This window comes from Nocardia sp. NPDC051052, assembly GCF_044456045.1.
Taxonomy (GTDB): domain Bacteria; phylum Actinomycetota; class Actinomycetes; order Mycobacteriales; family Mycobacteriaceae; genus Nocardia.
On record NZ_JBITFL010000006.1, the window covers coordinates 548,247 to 570,142 of the forward strand.

23 protein-coding genes are annotated in these 21,896 nt (G+C 67.8%); 12 read left to right on the plus strand and 11 right to left on the minus strand.

What is annotated here, in order from left to right:
• Window positions 1–42 precede the first annotated feature (42 nt).
• Window positions 43–969, minus strand: a complete 927-nt coding sequence (locus tag ACIBCN_RS23765; protein ID WP_396993949.1) for an undecaprenyl-diphosphate phosphatase — start codon at window positions 967–969, stop codon at window positions 43–45.
• Between the two features lie 270 nt (window positions 970–1,239).
• Here ACIBCN_RS23765 and ACIBCN_RS23770 point away from each other — a divergent pair, with 270 nt between their 5' ends.
• The 4 genes from ACIBCN_RS23770 to ACIBCN_RS23785 all read left to right on the plus strand — a co-directional run bounded on the left by ACIBCN_RS23770 (window position 1,240) and on the right by ACIBCN_RS23785 (window position 5,437).
• A complete protein-coding gene (locus ACIBCN_RS23770; protein ID WP_396993803.1) occupies window positions 1,240–2,211 on the plus strand; it encodes an aldo/keto reductase in 972 nt (323 codons plus the stop codon).
• A gap of 113 nt (window positions 2,212–2,324) precedes the next feature.
• Window positions 2,325–3,392, plus strand: a complete 1,068-nt coding sequence (locus ACIBCN_RS23775) for a hemin ABC transporter substrate-binding protein (protein ID WP_396993804.1) — start codon at window positions 2,325–2,327, stop codon at window positions 3,390–3,392.
• A gap of 13 nt (window positions 3,393–3,405) precedes the next feature.
• Window positions 3,406–4,512, plus strand: a complete 1,107-nt coding sequence (locus tag ACIBCN_RS23780) for a FecCD family ABC transporter permease (protein WP_396993805.1) — start codon at window positions 3,406–3,408, stop codon at window positions 4,510–4,512.
• 76 nt (window positions 4,513–4,588) lie between these two features.
• Window positions 4,589–5,437: a heme ABC transporter ATP-binding protein gene (locus ACIBCN_RS23785; RefSeq protein WP_396993806.1), complete on the plus strand. Its 849-nt coding sequence runs from the start codon at window positions 4,589–4,591 to the stop codon at window positions 5,435–5,437.
• Window positions 5,438–5,442: 5 nt separating this feature from the next.
• Here the strand turns inward: ACIBCN_RS23785 and ACIBCN_RS23790 are convergent, their stop codons facing one another.
• The 5 genes from ACIBCN_RS23790 to ACIBCN_RS23810 are packed head-to-tail and all read right to left on the minus strand — an operon-like array spanning window position 5,443 to window position 9,101.
• The gene (locus ACIBCN_RS23790) at window positions 5,443–5,592 is read right to left on the minus strand and encodes a hypothetical protein (RefSeq protein ID WP_396993807.1); all 150 of its coding nucleotides are present in this window, start codon (window positions 5,590–5,592) and stop codon (window positions 5,443–5,445) included.
• 60 nt (window positions 5,593–5,652) lie between these two features.
• Window positions 5,653–6,039, minus strand: a complete 387-nt coding sequence (locus ACIBCN_RS23795) for a YrdB family protein (RefSeq protein ID WP_396993808.1) — start codon at window positions 6,037–6,039, stop codon at window positions 5,653–5,655.
• Window positions 6,040–6,051: 12 nt separating this feature from the next.
• On the minus strand, window positions 6,052–8,145 hold the full coding sequence (locus tag ACIBCN_RS23800; RefSeq protein WP_396993809.1) for an MMPL family transporter: 2,094 nt from the start codon (window positions 8,143–8,145) through the stop codon (window positions 6,052–6,054).
• A gap of 59 nt (window positions 8,146–8,204) precedes the next feature.
• On the minus strand, window positions 8,205–8,744 hold the full coding sequence (locus ACIBCN_RS23805; RefSeq protein ID WP_396993810.1) for a hypothetical protein: 540 nt from the start codon (window positions 8,742–8,744) through the stop codon (window positions 8,205–8,207).
• On the minus strand, window positions 8,745–9,101 hold the full coding sequence (locus ACIBCN_RS23810; RefSeq protein WP_396993811.1) for a hypothetical protein: 357 nt from the start codon (window positions 9,099–9,101) through the stop codon (window positions 8,745–8,747). It lies immediately after the preceding gene.
• Between the two features lie 163 nt (window positions 9,102–9,264).
• Between ACIBCN_RS23810 and ACIBCN_RS23815 the strand changes: the two genes are divergently transcribed.
• The 4 genes from ACIBCN_RS23815 (at window position 9,265) to ACIBCN_RS23830 (ending at window position 12,818) form a co-directional block, all read left to right on the plus strand.
• Window positions 9,265–10,350, plus strand: coding sequence for a YncE family protein (locus tag ACIBCN_RS23815; RefSeq protein WP_396993812.1), 1,086 nt, complete (start codon window positions 9,265–9,267; stop codon window positions 10,348–10,350).
• Window positions 10,350–10,637 carry a DUF5703 family protein gene (locus ACIBCN_RS23820; protein ID WP_379281793.1) on the plus strand — a complete coding sequence of 96 codons (288 nt, stop codon included), beginning with the start codon at window positions 10,350–10,352 and terminating at the stop codon, window positions 10,635–10,637. The genes ACIBCN_RS23815 and ACIBCN_RS23820 overlap by 1 nt, the downstream gene beginning before the upstream one ends.
• Before the next feature lie 4 nt (window positions 10,638–10,641).
• Window positions 10,642–11,718, plus strand: a complete 1,077-nt coding sequence (locus ACIBCN_RS23825) for a quinone-dependent dihydroorotate dehydrogenase (RefSeq protein ID WP_396993813.1) — start codon at window positions 10,642–10,644, stop codon at window positions 11,716–11,718.
• Window positions 11,719–11,825: 107 nt separating this feature from the next.
• On the plus strand, window positions 11,826–12,818 hold the full coding sequence (locus tag ACIBCN_RS23830) for a PfkB family carbohydrate kinase (RefSeq protein WP_396993814.1): 993 nt from the start codon (window positions 11,826–11,828) through the stop codon (window positions 12,816–12,818).
• 18 nt (window positions 12,819–12,836) lie between these two features.
• Here the strand turns inward: ACIBCN_RS23830 and ACIBCN_RS23835 are convergent, their stop codons facing one another.
• Complete coding sequence (locus tag ACIBCN_RS23835) at window positions 12,837–13,226, minus strand: hypothetical protein (RefSeq protein WP_396993815.1); 390 nt, start codon at window positions 13,224–13,226, stop codon at window positions 12,837–12,839.
• Window positions 13,227–13,257: 31 nt separating this feature from the next.
• Window positions 13,258–13,710 carry a hypothetical protein gene (locus tag ACIBCN_RS23840; RefSeq protein ID WP_396993816.1) on the minus strand — a complete coding sequence of 151 codons (453 nt, stop codon included), beginning with the start codon at window positions 13,708–13,710 and terminating at the stop codon, window positions 13,258–13,260.
• A gap of 295 nt (window positions 13,711–14,005) precedes the next feature.
• Here ACIBCN_RS23840 and ACIBCN_RS23845 point away from each other — a divergent pair, with 295 nt between their 5' ends.
• The 4 genes from ACIBCN_RS23845 to ACIBCN_RS23860 all read left to right on the plus strand — a co-directional run bounded on the left by ACIBCN_RS23845 (window position 14,006) and on the right by ACIBCN_RS23860 (window position 19,078).
• On the plus strand, window positions 14,006–15,508 hold the full coding sequence (locus ACIBCN_RS23845; protein WP_396993817.1) for a PfkB family carbohydrate kinase: 1,503 nt from the start codon (window positions 14,006–14,008) through the stop codon (window positions 15,506–15,508).
• Entirely contained in the window at window positions 15,505–16,425 is a 921-nt protein-coding gene (locus ACIBCN_RS23850; protein ID WP_396993818.1) for a hypothetical protein, read from the plus strand. The genes ACIBCN_RS23845 and ACIBCN_RS23850 overlap by 4 nt, the downstream gene beginning before the upstream one ends.
• Window positions 16,412–17,095 (plus strand): GTP cyclohydrolase II RibA, encoded by a 684-nt coding sequence (gene ribA / locus ACIBCN_RS23855; RefSeq protein ID WP_396993819.1) that lies wholly within the window; start codon window positions 16,412–16,414, stop codon window positions 17,093–17,095. Before ACIBCN_RS23850 ends, ribA begins: the two co-directional genes overlap by 14 nt.
• 150 nt (window positions 17,096–17,245) lie before the next feature.
• The gene (locus ACIBCN_RS23860) at window positions 17,246–19,078 is read left to right on the plus strand and encodes an AMP-dependent synthetase/ligase (protein ID WP_396993820.1); all 1,833 of its coding nucleotides are present in this window, start codon (window positions 17,246–17,248) and stop codon (window positions 19,076–19,078) included.
• 51 nt (window positions 19,079–19,129) lie between these two features.
• Here ACIBCN_RS23860 and ACIBCN_RS23865 read toward each other — a convergent pair whose 3' ends face one another.
• The 3 genes from ACIBCN_RS23865 to ACIBCN_RS23875 all read right to left on the minus strand — a co-directional run bounded on the left by ACIBCN_RS23865 (window position 19,130) and on the right by ACIBCN_RS23875 (window position 21,892).
• Entirely contained in the window at window positions 19,130–19,672 is a 543-nt protein-coding gene (locus tag ACIBCN_RS23865) for a YbhB/YbcL family Raf kinase inhibitor-like protein (protein ID WP_396993821.1), read from the minus strand.
• A 14-nt stretch (window positions 19,673–19,686) separates the two neighbouring features.
• On the minus strand, window positions 19,687–21,048 hold the full coding sequence (locus ACIBCN_RS23870; protein ID WP_396993822.1) for a M20/M25/M40 family metallo-hydrolase: 1,362 nt from the start codon (window positions 21,046–21,048) through the stop codon (window positions 19,687–19,689).
• 202 nt (window positions 21,049–21,250) lie between these two features.
• The gene (locus ACIBCN_RS23875) at window positions 21,251–21,892 is read right to left on the minus strand and encodes a LysE family translocator (RefSeq protein WP_396993823.1); all 642 of its coding nucleotides are present in this window, start codon (window positions 21,890–21,892) and stop codon (window positions 21,251–21,253) included.
• Window positions 21,893–21,896: the final 4 nt, after the last annotated feature.

Here is a 21,896-nt window from a genome sequence, read left to right on the forward strand (position 1 = left end):
TCAGCCTAAGCCCGCCGCTGGACTCGCTACGCGATGCAGAGTTCATGTGGCCGACACGACACCCGTCGCCAGCAGTCCCATCACGGTCAGGCCGAGCACGATGCGGTAGCCGACGAACCAGTCCAGCGAATGCTTCGCAACGAATTTGAGCAGCCACGCCACCGACGCGTAGCCGACCACGAACGCGAGCAACGTCGCCACGATCAACTGCGCGCCGCTGGCATTGAGCCCGTCACCCGCCGGTTTGAACGCATCCGGAATGCTGAACAGCCCCGACGCGGTCACCGCCGGAATCGCGAGCAGGAACGAAAACCGCACGGACGCTTCACGAGTCAGCCCGAGGAACAGACCGGCCGACGAGGTGGCACCCGAACGCGACACACCGGGAATCAGCGCGAGGCACTGCGCGAAACCCATCACCAGCCCATCGCGGGTGGTGAGCTGCTCGAGCGGGCGCAGCTTGCGTCCGTAATACTCCGCCGCCGCGATGACCAGCGCGAACGCGATCAGCATGAACGAGATCAGCCACAGGTTGCGAGCCGCGGTGCGGATCACGTCCTTGAGCAGGAAGCCGAGCACGCCGATCGGGATGGTGGCGATGATCACATACCAGCCGATCCGGTAGTCCAGCTCGCGCTGCCGCTCCGCATCGAAGTAGCGATCGGCCTGCCCCATGGTGACCACGGGCAGCCGCGTCGTCACCTGATCGGTGATCGGTACCGTCTGCCGCGACGACAGCTTGCCGAGCACAGTGCCGAACCAGGCCTGCAGAATCCGCCAGATGTCCTTGGCGAAATACACCAGGACGGCGGCCTCGGTGCCGAGCTGGGTCACCGCGGTGAACGAAGCGCCCGCGTCGTCGCCGAAGAACACCCCAGACACGATCCGCAGATGCGCCGACGACGAGATGGGCAGGAACTCGGTGAGCCCCTGCACCAGGCCGAGGACGAGCGCCTGTATCCAGGTCATCGATTCGCCCGTCACACGGTCTCCTGGTGTCTCATGGCCGCCTCCGCGTGTTCTTGCCCGAAATAACCGTTCCGACTGGGCAATTGGTCAATAGGTGGGTCGCAGGCGAGTGAGCACCGGCGCAATCCCGCAGCGACAGTACAGTGTCGCGGCCGTACCGGCATGCGCGCACCGGTATCGAGAACGACGCGCGAGCCACTGTGCGGGTAGGCGTCCGGACACCGGTGCACGCTCTAGGCTTGGCGCCGTGACGATTGCGCGGACGCGGTGATGGAACAACGGACGGTCGGCCGCAGCGGCCTACGGGTGTCCCGGATAGGTCTTGCGACCCATACCTGGGGTTCGCATACAGATGCCGACGAGGCCGCCGTGCAGCTGGTGGCCTTCGTCGAGGCGGGCGGCACGCTCGTCGACACCTCCCCCGCGTACGCCGGTGGCGGCGCGCAGCGGATCCTGGCCGAACTGCTCGGTGATCTGGTGTCCCGTGACGATCTGGTGCTCAGTGGATGTGCTGGTCTCGCGCCGCGGGTCACGCCCGCGCCCGCCGGTCCCGCCGTGCCGGACGCGACGACCAAGACCGCCGTCGATACCTCGCGGCGGGCGCTGCTGCGTCAGCTCGATCGGACGTTGCTCGAATTCGGTACCGACCACCTCGACATTTGGAATGTCGCGGTGTGGGATCCGCGGACCCCGCTCGACGAGGTCGCGGCCACCCTCGAACAGGCGGTGCGGTCCGGGAAGGTTCGGTACGCGGGTGTGCGCGGATTCGGCGCGTGGCAGCTGGCGAGCCTGGCCGCCGTTACGCCGATCAGCGTCGCGCAGACGCCGTACTCGCTGCTGGCGCGGGACGCGGAGACCGATTTCGTGCCCGCCGCGCTGCACCACGGAGTCGGGGTGATCGCCTCCGCGCCGCTTGCCGGTGGGATTCTCACCGGCAAGTATCGCGATGGCGTCCCCGCGGATTCGCGGGGCGCGGACGAGTCGACGGCCGCGGACATCCGCGACAGTCTCGACGAACGCGCGACGCGGGTGGTCGATGCACTGGTCACCGCCGCGGACGGGTTAGGTACTTCACCGTTAGCCGTCGCACTGGCCTGGATCCGCGATCGTCCCGGCGTGGCCAGCATGATCGTCGGAGCTCGCGATATCGGACAGCTCACCGGGGTGCTTGCCGCCGAGGCGCTCGAATTGCCGCGAGCGATCGCCGCGGCGCTGGACGATGTGAGCGCTCGTATCGAATGAGCACTGCCGTCCATCCGAACGGCCGGGAACCGCGCGATGACAATTCGCTGGAGCGCCCCGGTCGCCGACGACCCGATGCCGGTCGCCGCACCGCACGTCTTAGGCTTACCTACATGAAGCATGCGACGTCCGGCGACCCGTCCGTCCGAACGCAGCGGCACACGGGTGTCCGATCCGGATGGTCGCGTTGCGTATTCGCGGTGTTCGCGGTGACGCTGGTCGTGGTCTCGGCCGCGTGCGGAACGGACACCGCCGCGACCGGCGCCGGACAGCGCGGACCGGCCACCGCGACGCTGACCGACCTCGATCCGGTGCCGATCGGGCCGGAACCGACGCCGGTACTGCCGGTCACCGTGCGCTCGTTCGACGGCGCGGACGTCACCATCACCGATGCGAGCCGCATCATCGCGGTCGATCGCTACGGCACCCTCTCGCAGATCGTGTACGCGCTCGGCCTGGGATCCAAGCTGATCGGCCGGAGCTCCGTCGCCATCCCCGCCATTCGCGATGTGCCGAACGTGGCGGGCGGCAACGGCGCGTTGAATCTGGAAGCCCTACTGGCGCTGCGCCCTTCGGTGTTCCTGACCGACGACGTCACCGTGACGCCGCAGCTGCGTGAGCAGTTGCGCGCGGCAGGGGTCAATGTCGTCTTCGCCGATCCGAAGCGCACCATGGAAGGTGTCGTCCCCCAAATCGAGGCCGTGGCAACCGCTTTGGGTGTGCCCGAGCAAGGCAAGGCGCTCGGGCAGCGCACCCGCGCCGAGATCGACGCCGCCATCGCCGCTGTGCCCAAACAAGATCCGGCACTGAAGATGGCGTTCCTGTATCTGCGCAGCACCGCCATCACCATGCTTGCCGGGCCTGGTTCCGGGGCGGATTCGCTGATTGCCGCACTCCGCGGGCAGGACGCGGGCGCCGCGCTGTCCGAACCGTTCATCACGATCACCAGCGAGGCCATGATCGCTGCCGCGCCCGATCTGCTGCTCGTCATGTCGGACGGGTTGAAATCCGTTGGCGGAGTGGACGGACTGGAGAAGGTGCCGGGTATCGCGCAGACTCCGGCCGGGCGCAACAAGCGGGTCGTCGACATGTCGGACCAGGTGATCCTGAGCTACGGACCCAACACCGGACGGGTGATCACCGCCCTGGCCGGGGCCGTGTACGGCACCAAGCCCGCATGACCCGGCGGCTCGCATGACCGAATCCGCCGTCGCCAAGTCCGAACCGTCCGTTTCGCCGACTGTGCCGCCCGCGCCGAAATCGCGCGGACGTTCGCGCACGACACTGGTTTTCGCGGTCGCCATCATCGGGTTGATCGCGCTCGCGCTGGCCTCCGCTGCGATCGGGCAGGTGCCGACCACCCCCGCCGAGGTTGCGGGCAGTGTGCTGCACCGGATCGGGCTGGACTGGGGTCCGCTGCCCGCGCACCCTGCCGGTGAGGTGACGCTGTGGCAGGTGCGGTTCCCGCGGGTGTTGCTGGCCATGCTGGTCGGGGCGGCGCTCGCGACCGCGGGCGGGTTGTTGCAGGGGGTGTTCGCCAATCCCCTTGCCGAGCCCGGCGTTATCGGTGTTTCCGCCGGTGCCGCGGTCGGTGCGGGCACCGTCATCGTGGTCGGTGGGGCGTTCGTCGCCGCCTGGTCGGTGGCCGCGGCCGCGTTCGCCGCGGGGCTGGCCACCACGCTGCTGGTGTACCTGCTCGCCCGCTCCGACGGGCGGACCGAGGTGGTCACCCTCGTGCTCACCGGCGTCGCGATCAATGCGTTCGCGGGTGGATTGCTCGCGTTCCTGCTGTTCGTCGCCAACCCCGCCGCGCGCGATCAGATCGTGTTCTGGCAGTTGGGTTCGCTCAACGGCGCCACCTGGGATTCGGTCACCATCGTCGCCATCCTCACCGCCCTCGGCGTCACCGCAGCCATCCTCATCGCCCCGCGCCTGGACCTGCTCGCCCTCGGCGAGGCCTCCGCCCGTCACCTCGGCGTCGACGTGGAACGACTGCGCCGCAACGTCATCCTGGTCGTCGCCATCCTCGCCACCGCGGGCGTCGCGTTCACCGGCATCGTCATGTTCGTCGGCCTCATCGTCCCGCACCTCGTCCGGATGCTGGTCGGCCCCGCCCACCGCGTCCTGATCCCGCTGAGCGCCATCCTCGGCGCCGTCGTCCTGCTCGCCGCCGACGTCGCCGCCCGCTCCCTGGTCCACAACGCCGACCTCCCCCTCGGCATGCTCACCTCGCTGATCGGCGGGCCGTTCTTCTTCTGGCTGCTCCGCCGCACCCGTGCGCGCGCGGGAGGGTGGGCATGATGCGGTTGCACACCTGCGGCGCAACATGTTTCGACGCTTCGGCTAGTGCCGCGTGCGAGCGGGCCGGGGGTGGGGTGTGAGCGGGGTTCGGCAGGTGTTCGCGCGGACACATGAATTGCCTGTTGCGCCGGAGAAGGGGGCGGTGACGTTGCGGGCGCGGGGGGTGAGCGTGGATCGGCGGGGGGCGAAAACCGCGCAGCGGCGGGTGCTCGAGGCGGTGGACTTCGATGTTGTCGCGGGTGAGATCGTCGCGCTGGTCGGGCCCAACGGGGCGGGCAAGTCCACGTTGCTTGCCGCGCTGGCCGGGGAGCTGACGCCCGCTGAAGGGGCAGTTGAGCTCGAGGGGCAGGCGCTGACGCATTGGTCGCCGCTGGATATGGCGCGGCGTCGTGCGGTGCTCCCGCAAAACCACACCGTCGGTTTCCCATTCACGGCCCGCGAAGTCATCGCGATGGGCCGGGCGCCGTGGTTGCGCACCGAGCGACGCGAACTCGATGACGAACGCATCGCCGCCGCCATGGCCGCCGCCGACGTCGAACACCTTGCCGCCCGGTCGTTTCCGACCCTGTCCGGCGGTGAACGCGCCCGCGTCGCGCTGGCCCGCGTGCTCGCCCAGGACACCGGCACCCTGCTCCTCGACGAACCCACCGCGGCCCTCGACCTCGGCCACCAGGAAGCGGTCCTCCAGTTGGCCACCACCCGCGCCCAAGCGGGTGCCGCCGTGGTCGTCGTCCTGCACGACCTCGGCATCGCCGCCGCCTACGCCGACCGCGTCGCCGTCCTCGAATCCGGCCGCATCGCCGCCGACGGCCCACCCCGCGAGGTCCTCACCACCGACCTCCTGACCCGCGTCTACCAACACCCCGTCGAAGTCCTGAACCACCCCGTCACCGGCGCCCAACTGGTCCTGCCCGTCCGCGGCTGACCTCATCACGCCCCCTGGTCACCGACCAGGCCAGGCCACAGCGCCCGCTCGACATTCGCCGCCGCCTGCCCTGGTCGGCGGACGGCCTGGCCGACTTGCCCGCCACAGCTCTCACCCCGCGCTTCCGCGCCCGCCGCGGTCGAATTTGCCAGCATTTCCGGGCGCACCAAGCTGATTCACGCACAGCAGGTCGTCATAGGCACGCCGACGAACGGTCACCGGGGTTGCGTCGCGTCCGTCGGATCGTTGTCCAGCACCAGGCCGCCTTGGAGACGGAATCGTAAGAGGGCGTTGATTGCCCAGGTGGCGAAGAAGATCAGGCCGACTACGGGTGTTGTCGCGGTGGCCCAGGCTAGGGCGCCGCCACCGAACCAGATGAGTTCCAGGGCAACACGCCAGGCGCCGCGGAGGGGAAAGCGAGGGGTCGATCCTGCCCCGAACATTGCCCACATGAGGATGAACAAAACGGGTGCCCCTACTCCTGCGAGTACGCGCACGACGATACCCGCGGGCAGCGTGCAGCCCCATACCCCCGCTCCCGCAAGCACTCCCAGCTCGAGCAGGAATGTGCCGAACAGGTTTGCGCCTTTGAGTACCTGCATGGTGAAACTCCCTCAGCGCCAGATCAGCTTCAAAACCGCCGGGGTCAGCAGCATCCGGATGACGGTGGCGTCGAGGATCAGCGCGGCGATCATGCCGTAGGCGATGTATTTCATCAGCACCAGGTCGGAGAACCCGAATGCGCCGGTGACAACGATCAGAATGGCTGCGGCGGAGGTGATTACGCCGCCGGTGTGGGCGATGCCATAACGGATCGCCTCGCGTGGTTCGGCGCCGCCCGCGCGCGCCTCGGCCACCCGGGACAGCAGGAAAACCTCATAGTCGGTGGACAGGCCGAACACCACGGTCACGATCAGCGCGAGGACCGCGAACATCAACGGTCCGGGCGTGAAGTGGAAGAACCCCGCACCGTGCCCTTCGACGAAGACCCACGTGAGCACCCCCAACGTCGACACCAAGCTCAACGCGCTCATCGCAACCGCCTTGACCGCCAGCACAATCGACCGGAATGCCGCATACATCAACGTCAACGCCGCCGCCGCGAGAATCGCCACCAGTATCGGCAGCCCGTGCAGCAACCCGTTGATGCTGTCGCGTTCCAGCGCGGGCACCCCGGCCACCATGACGTCCACCCCGGGCGGTTCCGGAATCGCCCGCAACGCCGAGATCACCCGATCGGAATCCTGCTTGTCCGTCAGGCCTGCCTGCAGCACATTGATGCCGTCCTTGGTCGGCACGGATGGCTCGAATCGTCCGGTGAGCCCGGGAATTCGGCTCGCCTCATACCGAATATCGCTGAGCTGTTGCGGATCCGCTCCGCGCACAACAAGTTTCAGCGGCTCGGTACGGAAACTCGGGAACAGCTCATCGAATCGCTCCTGCGCCACCCTGGCCGGGTTCTCCGCACCGAGATACTTCTCACTGATCCCACCGAACTCGATGTGCCGGAACGGAATACTCAACGCGAGCAAAGCGAGCACGATCGGCACCGCCACCGCCCACGGCCGCCGCATCGACCACTGTGCGAGCCGCGAGAAGAACCCGGCATCGATCTGTGCCTCGGTCTTGCTGCGCGAGAACCGTTTCCACCCCAGCAGATCGATCCGCCGACCCGCGATACTCAGCGCCGCGGGCAGCGCGGTCACCGACAGCAACGCGGCAAGCAGCACCGAACTGATGCCGCCGTACGGCACCGACCGCAGCACCCCGTTGGGAAAGATGAACAGCGCACCGAGACTGACCGCGATGATCGCCGCCGAGAACAACACGGTGCGCCCCGCGGTGGCCACCGTGCGCGCGGTCGCCTCCTCCACGCTGCGCCCCGCGGCAAGCTCTTCCCGAAACCGCGTGACGGTGAACAACCCGTAGTCGATGGCCAACCCGAGACTCACCAAAGTCATGACGGTACTGGCGAATACGTTCACATCGATGAACCCGGTGAGCACTCGCATGATGCCCGCGGTCCCCAGGATCGTCATGCCGCCGATCAACACCGGAAGCAACGCGCCGACCACCCCGCCGAACACGAAGTACAGCAGGATCGCCACCAACGGCATCGCGATGATCTCCGCACGGTGGATGTCGTTCTGCATCCCGGTATTGAGCCCGGCCAGCACCGGCTGCAGTCCGGCCAGTTGCACAGTGGTCCCGCCGGGCCCACCGCCAGCACTCCCGGCGCCGAGATGATCCTTGATCGCGGAGTAGTTCTCGACCGTCGCGGTGCCCTCGCCCCGCAGACCGACGCTGGCGAACGCGTGCGTACGCGAGGCATCGGTGGCGTTCGCCGCGAACGGGCTGTCCCAGTAGCTGTCGATCTTCAGAATGTTGTCCGGATAACGCGTGAGCAGCCCGTTCAACGCGCCCGTCACCGCGGACCGAACCGCAGGGTCGTCGACGGTCGTCCCCGAAGGCGCGGTGTACAGCAGGATCAGATCACTGTCGGTATCCCGCCCGAAGGTGGCGTCGGCGATTTTGGACGCCGCCACCGACTCGCTGGACTCGTCGAACCAGCCCTCCTGCGTCAGCCGCCCCGCCAGATCGCGCCCGTACCAACCGGACGCGAGCACCACCAACGCGAACACTCCGAGCACCAGAAACCGATGCCGGTACACGAACCGACCCCACCGCAACAACCTCGAATGCACCATCGAAGCGTCCTGCGGTGCCCGCGAGCCGCCTACGCGCGAACTCCGCACACCCGTCACGGTCAGCCGCAGGCCGGCGTGCGGTAATCGGCGGAACGCAGGATCCCGCACAGGTCGGTGCGCGAGATCTTCCATTTGCCGTCGAGCAGCACGAAATGCACGACGGTCGTGCGCACCGCGGTCCCGCTACCGTCCTTGTCCAGCCGCATCGTCGCGGTGAGCGTGCCGTCGTGGTTGTCGAACACCGGATCGGTGACCCCGTAGACGGCGCGCGGATTGTCCTGCAGCGCCTTGTACATATCGGGGATCGCGGTTCGGAACGCGGCACCGTCCTCGATGAGGTCGGTGCGTTCGCTGTCCGGCAGGCCCGGGTCCAGCGCCCGTTTGATTTGCGAGTCCAGCTGGGTGGCCGTCGGCAGCGGCGGATGCGCGGCGATGGAGGAGGTGGTGATCGAGGCGGACAGCGACGCGTTGGCCGACGAACGAGCGGCGTCGACGGCCGCCTCGTCCGATCCGGTGCTGCACGCCGCGGTCGCGGCCACCAGGAGGAGGCCGGACGCGGTCAGCACGGTGCGGGCGAGAAATGTGTATGGCATCACCATCTACATACCATCAATTACGGAACTGATGCGTCCCAGCAGTGCCCGCACGGTGGTTACTTCGCGATCCGGCGCCGCGTCGACGGGCACCGCGTCGGGGATCATGTCGCGCACCAAGGCGACCACACTGCGTTCGTCATCGAGGTCGATGTCGGTGACCCTGACCTCGGCGACCGCGACGACGTCCTCCGGACCGGGCACGTCACTGGCCAGATCGGCCCGGTAGATCTCCAGCGTCAGGCTGGCCCGGACCGTGCGAAACGCGAACGGCCGGCCGTCGCCGGTGCTGCCGAACCCGTGAGCGAACGGACCAACGGTTATGTCATCGATGGCAAATCCCGACGAATGGTCGGCTTTCAACCGGATCTCCCTGATTTGGACACTGTTTAGGGTCAACCGTAACGCGCATCACCGACATTCTCCCCCCGCCGCCACCCCGGTACGCCGTGATGTTGCGCCATCATGGTCAGATGATGGAGTTGTGGTGAATCGTCGGTAGCGGTCGGTAGAAGGAGTTCGGTGGATGCGCCCTCGCGGCTGGGTTCGATTGGCGGCATTCGCGGGTCCTTCCGTGGTTACCCAGCGCAGCCCCCTTCGTCGAGTACCCATCGCGGTGGCGGCGCTGGCACTGCTGGCCGGCTGCGGCAACAGCCCCGACAGTGACAACCTGCCCACCAGAGATCCGGCGACCGCCGCGATCTCACCCACCGACACCGCGCCGCCCGCGGGCACCGTCACCGGGCTCGCCCCCGTCCGCGCGATGCTCGCCGAGCAAAGCACCGGACAGATCGCCGCGCTCGATGCCAGCGAGACGAACACCCTTTACCTCATCGACCCGGCCACGCGCACCGATGTACCGAACTCCGGCGTGCGCACCCTGCCCCTGCCCGCGCACGGCGCAGGCCTCGCGCAGGGCAAGCCCGGTGAACTCCTGATCCCCGCGCCCGACCGCATCCTCCGCGTCGACGTGGCCGCCGCCACCCTCAGCGAAGTCCCGTTCGACGGCGACGCCAGATCCGTCCAGCGCCGCGACGACGACACGCTGCTCGTCGGCACCGCCGACGGCAAGGTCCGCACCCTCTCCGCCGAGGGCAAGATCACCCGCACCGTCACCGGCCTCGCCTCCGCCGACGCGCTCGCCCTCACCCCCGATCACGTGTCCGTCCTGGACCGCAGGCAGACCTCCGTCACCGAGATCGAGCTCGGCAAAAACGACCTCGGCCTGGCCTTGCGCGCGGGCGACGGCGCCACGAACATGATCGCCGACCACTTCGGCAGGATCATCGTCACCGACAGCACGGGCGACGAACTCTTGGTCTTCAGCGCCGGACCTCTCGTCCTGCGTCAGCGATTCCCGGTAAACTCTTCGCCTTACGCGCTTGCCTACGATCAGCGGTCCGACACCGTGTGGGTGACGTGCACGCAGAGCAACGAAGTCGTCGGATTCGATCTGTCGACAGGTATACCGACGGAAGTGGGCCGCTACCCGACGGTGCGGCAACCGAACTCGGTAACCATCGATCAGCGCACCGGTGACATGTTCGTGGGATCCGCGGCCGACGGCGGTCTGCAGCGGATCCACGCGGACGATCGGAAGAGAGGCCACTGATGACTCCGGCAACGCGCGCAGACGACGAACCCGCATCACCACGCGAGCAGCGAGCGCGGCGCAACGCGCTGCCCGCGGGCTGGGAAACCACCAGTGACGATTACGAATACGTGCCGCTGCGGCTGCCACCCGAGGTGACCAGGGTGACCGCGTCCATGCGGCTGGCCATCCAGGCCGAGTTCGGCGGCTGGGAACTGTCCCGCGTGCGGGCCTATACCGACGGTAGCCGCCGGGTGCTGCTGCGCCGCCGAAAAACCGCACTACCCCAGCCCGAACCGGGAATGTGAGCTGATGTACGCCCTGTTATTACGCCTGATGTTTCTGGTTCCGCCGGAACGCATCCACCATCTGGCCTTCGCCACCATGCGCTTGGCCGCTCGCTTCGCGCCCAGCCGCTGGGCCATGACCAGAATCCTGGCCACCGACGATCCCGTCCTGCGCAACACCGCGTTCGGTATCGACTTCCCGGCGCCGGTCGGCCTGGCCGCCGGCTTCGACAAGAACGCCGACGGCGTCGACACCTGGGCGCCACTAGGTTTCGGTTTCGCCGAGATCGGCACCGTCACGGCTCAGGCTCAGCCCGGCAATCCCGCGCCGCGACTTTTCCGGCTGCCCGCCGACCACGCCCTGATCAACCGCATGGGCTTCAACAACTTCGGTGCCGCGGCCGCCGCCGAGTACCTGCGCGGCCGCCGCGGTGACGTGCCGATCGGCGCCAATATCGGCAAGACCAAAATCGTCGAACCCGCCGATGCCGCAGGCGATTACGCGACCAGCGCGGCCCTGCTCGGCCCGCTCGCCGACTTCGTCGTCGTCAACGTGAGCTCCCCCAACACCCCCGGCCTGCGCGACCTGCAGGCCGTGGAATCGCTACGCCCGCTGCTGCAGGCCGTGCTCGACAGCGTCCAGGTGCCGGTCCTGGTGAAGATCGCCCCCGACCTGTCCGACGACGATATCGACGCCGTCGCCGACCTCGCCGTCGAACTCGGCCTGGCCGGAATCGTCGCCACCAACACCACTATTCGCCGCGACGGCCTGCGCACGCCCGCCGACGAGGTCACCGCCATGGGCGCGGGCGGCCTGTCCGGCGCCCCCGTCGCCGACCGCTCCCTCGACGTGCTGCGCCGCCTCTACCGCCGCGTCGGCGACCGCCTCGTGCTCATCTCCGTCGGCGGCATCGAAACCGCCGACCAGGCCTGGGAACGCGTGTGCGCGGGCGCCACCCTGCTGCAGGGCTACACCGGCTTCATCTACGGCGGCCCCTTCTGGACCCGCAAGATCCACCGCGGCCTCGCACAACGCTTGCGCGCCAACGGGTATCAGAACATCGCCGACGCCATCGGCGCCGAGCACACCGCCAACGCCTGAGCGCGTTCTACCCCACCCGCCAATGGTGCGGGAACGCGGCCGAACTCGCGTACCGCGGCTTATTCTGATTGGGGCACAACCACACAACCCACGCGAGGGGGCGGCGCATGGTCTCGCGGGATCAAGGCGTGCTCACCATCGTGGGCGACGCCGTCATCGATCACATCTACCGCACCAACCGGCTGCCCGCCGAAGGCAGCACGGCGCACGGGCGTTTCGAGGAACACTTCGGTGGCAAAGGCCTCAATCGTGCCGTCGCCGCCGCTCGTCTGGGTTTGCGGGTGCGGCTGATCAGTGCGGTCGGCGGTGACGTCGCGGGTCGGCGCATCATCCGATACTTGAACCGCCAAGGCATCGACACCGATCTGGTCAAGACGGTGGATGGCGAATCCACCCCGGTGGTGGCCGTCATCATCGCCAGCAGCGGCGCCACCGGCATCATCGCTGTCGCTGATGATGCCGTGCGATTGAGCCGTGACGACCTACGCACCGCCGCCGCCCGATCGGCGCTGACCTCGGCCGACGCGGTGCTGCTCACCTTCGAGCCACCGATCGCCGTCATCGACCAGGCATTGGGCGTGATCCGCAGAGGACGTACGCGTCCGCGTCTACTGGTGCAGGCGACGCCGTCGACGAACTCACCGCAATATATCTCCAAGTACTTCGGCCGAATCGACTATCTGATCGGAACCCGCAGGGAGCTGGCCGAATTGGTGGCCGAACCGGCCCGCACACCGCACCCGTCGGTCGCCGACTTCGATGTCGACGTCGCGCCGCAGCTGCTCGCGCAGGGCGTCGGAAGTGTCTGCGCCGTCGAACGATTCGAATGCAGCGTCCGATCGGCGGCGCTGAATCTCGACGTGCCACGCTCCTTTGCGGCTGTACTGGCGGACTCGCCGGGGTCATATGCGGCGTTCAGCGCCGCCTTCGCCTACCGGCTGGTGACCGCGGGGCGCCCAGCCGATCGCGCGGACTTCGAATGGGCTACCGCCGCGATGGCGGCAACCCAGTCCTTCGGCGACGTGTCCGGTGCCATGCCACCCGTCAGCGAGATCGATCGGATCGCCCGGCTCCCAGCAAGATCCGACAACCAGGAATGACCGACGGCTGCCTGATCGTCAGCTATGCGCGTACGGCGGTTCGATGACGCGCATGCGCATCGACTGCGAGCGGGGCGTCCGCCCCGGCGGCGCGGCCTCCCCCTCGGCGCGCTGACCGTGCTGCAGCCGTTGCGCCATCCGATTGGCCAGCAGCACCAGTGCCTCCGTCCAGGACACGCCCAACAGCTCGGCGCAGGTATCGGCACGGGCCTGTGCCCGCTGGTCGTACACCGCGTGCGGGTTGCTCAGCAACTCATCGAGTTCCATCCCCAGCCGGGCCTGCGCCTGGCTCAGCGAGCGATCAGGCAGCCAGCTCAACCGCCACGCATTCGAGTTTCCGGCTTCGCGGTACGCCGACTCCGGGGTGATATCGCTGGTCATCGTCCATGCGGTGGTGTGCACAGTCATAGCTGCCTCCGGTGTAACAGATGGAGCTTGATCACGAATGCCTCCTGTCGTGCATTCGCTGGTGCAGCAATAGGTTGGCCTGCTGCACCGTGGTTCCCAGGATGTCGGCCAGCGCGTCGGCCTGTTCCTGCGTCGATGGGTCCGCGGCGAGGCCTTGGCGGCCCAGCAGCTCGTCCAATTCCATTCCCGCCCTGGCCTGTTCGTGACTGAGCCGGTGCGGTAACCAGCTCAGGCGCCATGCCGGTTCCGCGCGACCCGCCACCCGCCATGCCCATTCCGGGGTGCTGCTACTCGTCATCGACCGGCTGTTCTCGTAGATCGTCACGGCTGTCTCCACCGGGGAGGAGTCGTCGCCGACCCGCATTCGGGTGTGCTGAGCTCGGTCGACCGGTGAAGCGCGGTCGGACCGATGCGGCGCTTCCTCGATGAAGCGGTGCGAGCGACGGCTGAGGCTGGCTTGGGGCGCGATGGCCGGCGAACGCACGTGGCTCGCCTAGGCCGCGACCAGGTTCGGCTCGAGGTCGGCGTCGGATCCGGTGTGCCGGTGCGGCCTTCGCCGCCGGCCCTGCCTGATCAGGAGAACAACTTTCATCTCCGAGTCCCCTCCGAGGTGGCTGGGAAGCGGGTATCCGCCAAACCCAGTGTGGCATTTGCCATATCTGACCGTCAATTGCCGTTGTAGTTTGGTAATTGACATTTCGTCGGCTGGCTAAACGCCGTTTTTCGGCTATCGTCAGCGCGGCCCTAGATAACGACGACCAGAGAGGTTGACACCGGTCATGGTCCCGCAGGACTCGGGTGTTGTTGCCGTGCGCAATATCCTCACGCGGCTGTGCAAGCGCTCCGGCCTCAGCTCGGATCGCCTGCGTACCACCGAGATCGACGTCGCTCCGCTACTCGATCTGCTTGCGGTGCGCCAGCATGCGCGGCGCCACGGCATCGCGCCGGAGGAGGCCGTGCTGCCGGTGGTCAAGGATCTCGCGGCACAGCTGGAGCCGACCAACCGATTGATCGCCGACGCCGAACTGTCACTGGGCCTGCTCCGCGAGAGCGCAACCGCCGCTGTGGATCTCGATCGCCTCTACGCCGCCGACCTCGGCGAGCGCCGGGAATACCTCACCGAGCACTGGCGGTTGCTGCACGAAACGCTACGCGCCGAACGGATTCCGCTCCCACCATCGGTCCGGTCGTTGCGAGCCACGCCCGAGCGGCGCGCGTTCACCGCGCTGGCCGGGCTGCTGGTGAACGAGTCGGTCTACGACGCGGGGTCGGTGCACCCCGCGGCCTCGATCCAGTCGCAGCCCTCGACCGAATCTCGTGCCGTAGCAACAGCTCCAGGTGTGGTGACGGTTTTCGGTGACGCCGTGATCGACCACCTCTACTTCGTCGATCACATTCCCGAGGCGGGCACCTCCACCCCGGGAAACAGCTTCGAGAAGCACCCGGGCGGCAAGGGCCTCAACCGCGCGGTCGCCGCCGCCAGACTCGGGCTGCAGGTCCGGCTGATCTCGGCGGTGGGTGACGACGACGAGGGCAGACATGTCCTCGACTACCTGCGCTCGGAAAACGTCGACACCGATCTGGTCAAGGTCGTTCCCGACGCGCCGACCCCGGTGACCGCCGTGATGATCACCAGCACGGGCGCGGCGGGCCTGATCGGCTGCCGCGACGACCGAATCCGATTGAGCGCGCAGGACTTACGTAGCGCCCGGATCCGCGCGGCCATCGCCGCCTCGGATGCCGTGCTGCTGACCTTCGAGCAGCCGATCACCGTCATCGAGCAGGTCATGGCACTGGTCCGGCGGCTCGATTCGCGGCCACTGCTCATGGTCCATCCGTCACCCCCGATCGATCTGCCGCAATACCTGTACCAGTACCTCGGCGTCGTCGACTACCTCGCGGGCACCAGCAAGGATCTCGCCGCCATGGTGCCCGAGGTCGCCGCCGCGTCCACCGGCGACACCGCGCAACGGTTGCGCGCGCTCGGGGTGCGGTCGATCTGCGCGACCGAGGACTTCCGGTGCACGGTCTGGTCGGATCGAGTCAACAGTCAGATCCCGGCCTTTCCCGCCGCGATGGAAGACTCCCCCGGTGCGCAAGCTGCCTTCGCGGCCGCCCTGGTATACCGTCTCGTCTCGACCCGCCGACCGGCCGACGAAGACGATTACATCTGGGCGACCGCGGCGATGGTGGCTACGCAATCGTTCGGGGATGTGCCCGGAGCCATGCCACCGGTCAGTGAGATCGACCGCATCGTCAGACTTACTTCGGAGGAGCATTGACCATATCCCTGGCCCACCTTGCCGACACCGATCACCGGTTCACGCGTAAGGCGAACGATCTGCGGGTCAGGGTGCTCGAGCTCGACGACGCCGGCGAACGAGGCCACCTGTTGGTCTTCGGTGACATCGCCGACGGCTGCCTGGTCCGGATCCATTCGCGGTGTCTCTATGGCGAGGTGCTCGGCTCCGAAGATTGTGATTGCGGACCTGAGCTCGATGTCGCGCTCGATCGCATCCAGGCAGCGCGCTCCGGCATCCTGGTCTATCTCGAGCAGGAGGGCCGCGGCGCGGGGCTCATCGCGAAGGCACGCGGCTATCGGCACAGCGAACTCTGCCGCACCGACAGCTTCACCAGCTACCGGGAATTGGGATATCCCATCGACGCCAGAACCTATACGGTGGCGGCGCGCGGGCTGCTCGGTCTCGGATTGCGTTCGGTCACCCTGCTCACCAACAACCCAGCCAAGGTCGAAGCGCTCGAAGCCGCCAACCTCACAGTCGTTGTCGCGCCGCTGATCACGCCGGTCCGCAGCGAACGGGCCCGCGCCTATTTGGAAGCCAAACGCGTGCACCGCGGACACACCATCCCGAGTACCGAACTGCCCTGGCTCGCGCTGCCGGAAACACCTGCCCTGCCGATATCGCGTTCCGTGCGGCCGCTGCCGAGCCGCGAATTCGTCGCCGTGTCCACGATCGCTATGCTCCTCGTCCTGCTCGCCGTGGTCGGCCAAACCGGGATCGCGGCAGTGGGCGCGATTGTCGCGGTCGCTGTGGCGAGCGGTTGGGCGTTGCGAAAACGCCCGCACGTCACGCGAACCGTAACGGCATTCCCCGCAACGCTTTTCCCGTTACCGCCGCCGCAGCCCCGAAATGACCAAAAAATCCAGGCCCCGGAGGAAGCACTTGACCACTGCTGAATGGGATCTCGCCGAAACCGGGCACCGCTTGCTTCGCAAGGGCCACGATCTCCGAGTCCGGGTCATCGAGTTGCCCGCCGAGCACGACGGCGGGCATGTGCTGATCTTCGGCGAGCCGACCGACGGCTGCCTCGTCCGAATCCATTCCCGCTGCCTGTACGGCGACGCGCTACAGACCGACGACTGCGATTGCGGCCCCGCGCTCGAGAAAGCCATGGACTTCATTCAGGCGGCGGGCAGCGGGATTCTGATCTACCTGGAGCAGGAGGGCCGCGGCGCCGGACTCGTCAACAAGGCGCGCGGCCTGCGAACAAGCCAGGAAGATCAGATGGACACGTTCCGCAGCTATGCCAAGCTCGGCCTGCCCAAGGACGCGCGACGCTATGAGCAGGCGGTCGCGGCTCTCCAGCGGCTCCGACTGACGTCGATCCGGCTCATGACGAACAACCCCGACAAAGTGCAGGCCGTGCAGGCGGCCGGTATCAAGGTAACCGTGCGCTCGCTGCATACCCGGCCACGCAGCACGCGGGCGGGCGCTTACCTCGAGGCCAAGCGACTCGTCGGGCATACGTTGCCCAGAAACGATGGCCACCTGGCTGATCTGGCCGCGATTCGGCTGTCGCTGCGCAGCGGATGGTTCGCCATGCGGTGGTGGTGGCACGGCCGATGAGTTGCGGCTAACGCCGGTCGCCGGCCCGGGCGTCTGGCTACCATTAGTGAGCCGCGCCACTCCTGGCGCGCTTGACCCTTCGGGTCTCGAACCGCCCGCGTGCGGCCGCCGTCAGGCGCGGTTCATTGCATGGATATCAGGAACAGGGATATGACGACGACAGATATCGGCTATTCGCATAAATCGGGCAAAACGGTCTACACGGTGCCGGAGGCGTTCCAGGAAACCTTGACAGTCCGGCCCGAGCAGGTGGCGTTGCGGACGGTCGGCGCGACGCTGCAGATCACCTGGCGGCAGTACGGCGAGCGGGTGCGCGCGATCGCGGCGGGCCTGGCCGAACTCGGCGTCGGGCGCGGCGACACCGTCGGCATCATGCTCACCAACCGGCCCGAGTTCAACCTGGTCGACACCGCCGCGCTACACCTGGGCGCCACCCCGTTCTCGATCTACAACACCAGCTCGTCCGAGCAGATCGCCCACCTGTTCAGCAACGCGGCGAACAAAGTCGTTGTGACAGAACAGGTTTTCCTGGACAAGGTCACCCGCGCCGGTATCGATCTCGCGCACATCGTCCTGGTCGACGGTCCGGCCGCCGGCACCATCACCCTCGACCAGGTCGAGGCGAACCCGGCCGCCGACTTCGATTTCGAGGCGACCTGGCGCGCGGTCCAGCCCGACGACCTGGCCACCCTGATCTACACCTCGGGCACCACGGGCCCGTCCAAGGGCGTCGAGGTGACCCACCGCAACGTGCTCGCCCAGGTGATCGCGCTGGTCAACGGTCCGCTGCCGGTCGGCCTCGACGACAGGGCGGTGTCCTACCTGCCCGCCGCGCACGTCGCCGACCGCATCTCCTGCCATGCGATGAACCTGACCACCGGCGTCCAGGTGACCACCGTGCCGGACCCGCGCGAGGTCGCCGCCGCATTGCCCGACGCCCGCCCGACCACGTTCTTCGGCGTGCCCCGGGTGTGGCAGAAGATCAAGGTGGGCATCGAGGCCAAGCTCGCCGCCGAGCCGAGCGGGGTGAAGAAGGCGCTCGCCTCCTGGGCCATCGAGACCGGAATGGCCGCTGCCCGAGCCGATCTCGCGGGCAAGGGCCGCAGCCCGATCCTCGCCGTGCAACACAAACTGGCCGACGCGCTGGTGCTGTCGAAGCTGCGGCACGCGATGGGCTTGGACGCGTTGTCCGTGCCCGCGTCCGGTGCCGCGCCGATCCCGGCGGAAACCCTCGAATACTTCCTCGGCCTCGGCTTCCCGATGAGCGAGGTGTGGGGCATGTCGGAAACCACCGGCGTCGGCACTTTCACCGAGAAGACCAAGCCGCGCCCGGGCTCGGTCGGCCGCCCTGTGGACGGCATGGAACTGCGCCTGGACGCCGACGGTGAAGTCCTGGTGCGCGGGCCCATCGTGACCCGCGGCTACCGCAACATGCCGGAGCAGACGGCCGAGGCGATCGACGACGACGGCTGGCTGCACACCGGCGACATCGGCACCCTCGACCCCGACGGCTACCTGCGCATCGTCGACCGCAAGAAGGAACTCATCATCAGCGAGGCGGGCAAGAACATCGCGCCGAGCAATGTCGAGAACGCGGTGAAGGCCGTCTCCTCGCTGGTCGGCCAGGTCGTCGCGCTCGGCGACGCCAAGCCCTACATCGCCGCGCTCATCGTGCTCGATCCGGACGTCGCGGCCTTGCGCGCAAAGGAATTCGACGCCACCGACGCCGACGTGGCGACGCTGGCGACCCGCAAGGAGATCGTCGACGAGGTGCTTGCCGCGGTGCAGGCGGGCAACGTCAAACTGTCCCGCGTGGAGCAGATCAAGCGCTTCACCATCGTCGGCGCGGCCTGGGAGCCCGGCGGCGACGAGCTGACGCCGAAGATGTCGCTCAAGCGCCGCCCCATCGCGGCGAAGTACGCCCCCGAAATCGCGGCGCTCTACGCGAAGGAAGCCTCCGACAAGGTCATCAGCGTCAAGTGACAACGACGGTGGCCCTGAGCATTTCGCTCAGGGCCACCGTGCTGTCCGGACCTACTTCTGCTCGTAGGTGCCCACGATGGTCGCGCGCGCGATGGCGTGCGAGAACAGGTTGAAGCCGAGGTAGGCGGGCGTCGCGGTGTCGTCGATGCCGAGGCTCTCCACATCCACCGCGTGCACCACGATGAAGTAGCGGTGATACCCGTGTCCAGGCGGCGGTCCGGCGCCGACGAATCCGGCGAACCCGCCGTCGTTGCGCAGCGAGATCGCCCCGCTCGGCAGCGCGCCGCCCTCCTCGCCGCTGCCCGCGCCGCTGGGCAGCGAGGTCACGCCCAGCGGAATGTCGGCGACCGCCCAGTGCCAGAACCCGGCCGCCGTCGGTGCGTCCGGATCGTACACGGTTACCGCGAAACTCTTTGTCTCCGAGGGGAATCCGGACCAGGACAGCTGCGGCGAGATATCCTTGCCGCCCGCGCCGAAGACGCCGCTGACCTGATCGTTGCCGAGCGGCTGACCGTCGGTGACATCGTCGGAGGTCAGCGTGAACGACGGCAGCTGCGGCAGCGCCTCGTAGGGATTGAAGGAGTAGTCGGGCACAGATTGTCCTTTCGTCAGCTGTTCAGCAGGAAGTGTTCCAGCACCCGGGTGCCGAATTCGAGCGCTTGCACCGGAACTCGTTCGTCGACCCCGTGGAACAGCGCGGTGAAGTCCAGTTCCGGCGGCAGCTGCAGCGGCGCGAAGCCGAAGCAGCGAATGCCCAAGCGGGCGAAGGCCTTCGCGTCGGTGCCGCCGGAGAGCATGTAGGGCACGGTACGGCCCCGCGGATCGTGCGCGAGGATCGCGTCGTTCATCGCGTCGACCAGGTGACCGTCGAATGTCGTTTCGTACGAGTCGAGTTTGGTGATCCACTCGCGCTCGACGTCCGGGCCGATCAGCTCGTCCACCTCGCGCTCGAACGCGGCCTGCCGACCGGGCACCACCCGGCAGTCGATCACCGCCTCCGCGGTCTGCGGAATCACGTTCGCCTTGTACCCGGCCTGCAGCATGGTCGGATTCGCCGTATCACGCAGTGTCGCACCGATAATGCGGGAGATGGTGCCGAGCTTGGCCAGTTGGCCCTCGATGTCGGGGCTGGCCGGATCGAACTCCAGCCCGGTCTCCTCGGAGACAGCGGCCAGGAACTCGGTCACCGAATCCGACATCACCACGGGGAAGGTGTGTTTGCCGAGCCGCGCGACCGCGTCGGCCAGAATGGTGACCGCGTTGTCCTCGTGCAGGAACGAGCCGTGACCCGCACGGGCCTTGGCGCGCAACCGCATCCAGCCGAGCCCCTTCTCGGCCGTCTCCACCAGATACAGCCTGCGCTCGGTGCCGTCCGGCCGGGGCACCGTCAGCGAGAAACCGCCGACCTCGCCGACCGCCTCGGTGATCCCCTCGAACAGGTCGGGCCGGTTGTCCACCAGCCACTGCGAGCCCCACTTGCCGCCGTTCTCCTCGTCGGCCAGGAAGGCGAACACGATATCGCGCGGCGGCACCGTCCCCTCGCGCTTGAACTGGCGGGCGATCGCCAGCATCATGCCGACCATGTCCTTCATGTCGATGGCGCCGCGCCCCCACACGTAACCATCGCGCACCGCGCCCGAGAACGGGTGCACACTCCAGTCCGCCGCCTCGGCGGGCACCACATCGAGGTGCCCGTGCATCATCAGCGCGCCCCGGCTCGAATCGGCGCCCTTCAGCCGCGCGAACACATTCCCGCGCCCCGGCGCGCCCGACTCCACATACTCGGTCGTATATCCGGCCTGGTGCAGTTGCTCGGCCACCCATTCCGCGCACTCGCGCTCCCCTTTGGTGGTGGCCAGCTCGCCGGTGTTGGAGGTATCGAACCGGATCAGCGCGCTGACCAGGTCCACCACCTCGTCGACGGCGCGAGAGCTGCTGTTGGGGACTGATCCTTCGACAGTTGTGGACACGTACCCTTTCCTACCATCTGTGCCGACCGGCGCCGTCCACTCCCTCCCGCCGCGACGCGCAGCGCGACCGGGACGACACAGCGTACGGTGCCGATCGCCGCGTCCGCAGGGGTCAGCATCACGGTGATCGCAACGCCGAGTCGTCATCGCGGACGCTGGCGTCCCACCATCGAAAACTATTCGGCCCCAACGGAGTAACGGTTCAGGACGGGTCGAGAGCGAGCTTGACCCCGAGCGCGAGCAGCACGGACCCCGTGATGCCTTCCATCCATCGTTTGACCGAGCGGCGATCGAGCCACGCCCTGGCAAACCGGACACCGCAGATGAGGACCGTACACCACAGCACCCCCTCGACGAAGTGCACCAGCGTCAGCGCCGCCCCCATCAGCAGGTGCGGGGCCTGCGGCGGGATGAACTGCGGCAGCATCGCGATGTAGAAGACACCGACCTTGGGGTTGAGCAGATTGGACGTCGCACCGCGCGCCCACGCCCGCAGCAAACTCCCGCCCGGAACGCCCTCGTCCGCGACGTCACTCGCCCCGGCGCGACCCGACCGCCACAGCGCGACCAAGCTGGTGACGCCGAGCCAGACCAGATACATCGCGCCCGCGATACGCAGCACCGTATACGCCGCCTGAGAGGTGGTCAGCAACACCGACAGCCCGCCCGTCGCCGCGATACCCCACACCAGCAGCCCGCAGCCCACGCCGAACGCGGTCGCGAACGCGGTGCGGGTGCCACGAACAATCGCCGACCGCAACACCAGCGCCGTATCCAACCCCGGGACAATGGTCAGCAGCCCAGCGACAACGGCGAACGACACCAACGCTGTCCACACACTCATCCGC

Bases quoted from the DNA above. Each gene is read 5' to 3' on its own strand.
- ACIBCN_RS23765 (WP_396993949.1), bottom strand. From the start codon at position 969: ATGACCTGGATACAGGCGCTCGTCCTCGGCCTGGTGCAGGGGCTCACC.
- ACIBCN_RS23770 (WP_396993803.1), top strand. From the start codon at position 1,240: ATGGAACAACGGACGGTCGGCCGCAGCGGCCTACGGGTGTCCCGGATA.
- ACIBCN_RS23775 (WP_396993804.1), top strand. From the start codon at position 2,325: ATGAAGCATGCGACGTCCGGCGACCCGTCCGTCCGAACGCAGCGGCAC.
- ACIBCN_RS23780 (WP_396993805.1), top strand. From the start codon at position 3,406: ATGACCGAATCCGCCGTCGCCAAGTCCGAACCGTCCGTTTCGCCGACT.
- ACIBCN_RS23790 (WP_396993807.1), bottom strand. From the start codon at position 5,592: ATGCTGGCAAATTCGACCGCGGCGGGCGCGGAAGCGCGGGGTGAGAGC.
- ACIBCN_RS23795 (WP_396993808.1), bottom strand. From the start codon at position 6,039: ATGCAGGTACTCAAAGGCGCAAACCTGTTCGGCACATTCCTGCTCGAG.
- ACIBCN_RS23800 (WP_396993809.1), bottom strand. From the start codon at position 8,145: ATGGTGCATTCGAGGTTGTTGCGGTGGGGTCGGTTCGTGTACCGGCAT.
- ACIBCN_RS23805 (WP_396993810.1), bottom strand. From the start codon at position 8,744: ATGGTGATGCCATACACATTTCTCGCCCGCACCGTGCTGACCGCGTCC.
- ACIBCN_RS23815 (WP_396993812.1), top strand. From the start codon at position 9,265: ATGCGCCCTCGCGGCTGGGTTCGATTGGCGGCATTCGCGGGTCCTTCC.
- ACIBCN_RS23820 (WP_379281793.1), top strand. From the start codon at position 10,350: ATGACTCCGGCAACGCGCGCAGACGACGAACCCGCATCACCACGCGAG.
- ACIBCN_RS23825 (WP_396993813.1), top strand. From the start codon at position 10,642: ATGTACGCCCTGTTATTACGCCTGATGTTTCTGGTTCCGCCGGAACGC.
- ACIBCN_RS23830 (WP_396993814.1), top strand. From the start codon at position 11,826: ATGGTCTCGCGGGATCAAGGCGTGCTCACCATCGTGGGCGACGCCGTC.
- ACIBCN_RS23835 (WP_396993815.1), bottom strand. From the start codon at position 13,226: ATGACTGTGCACACCACCGCATGGACGATGACCAGCGATATCACCCCG.
- ACIBCN_RS23845 (WP_396993817.1), top strand. From the start codon at position 14,006: ATGGTCCCGCAGGACTCGGGTGTTGTTGCCGTGCGCAATATCCTCACG.
- ACIBCN_RS23860 (WP_396993820.1), top strand. From the start codon at position 17,246: ATGACGACGACAGATATCGGCTATTCGCATAAATCGGGCAAAACGGTC.
- ACIBCN_RS23875 (WP_396993823.1), bottom strand. From the start codon at position 21,892: ATGAGTGTGTGGACAGCGTTGGTGTCGTTCGCCGTTGTCGCTGGGCTG.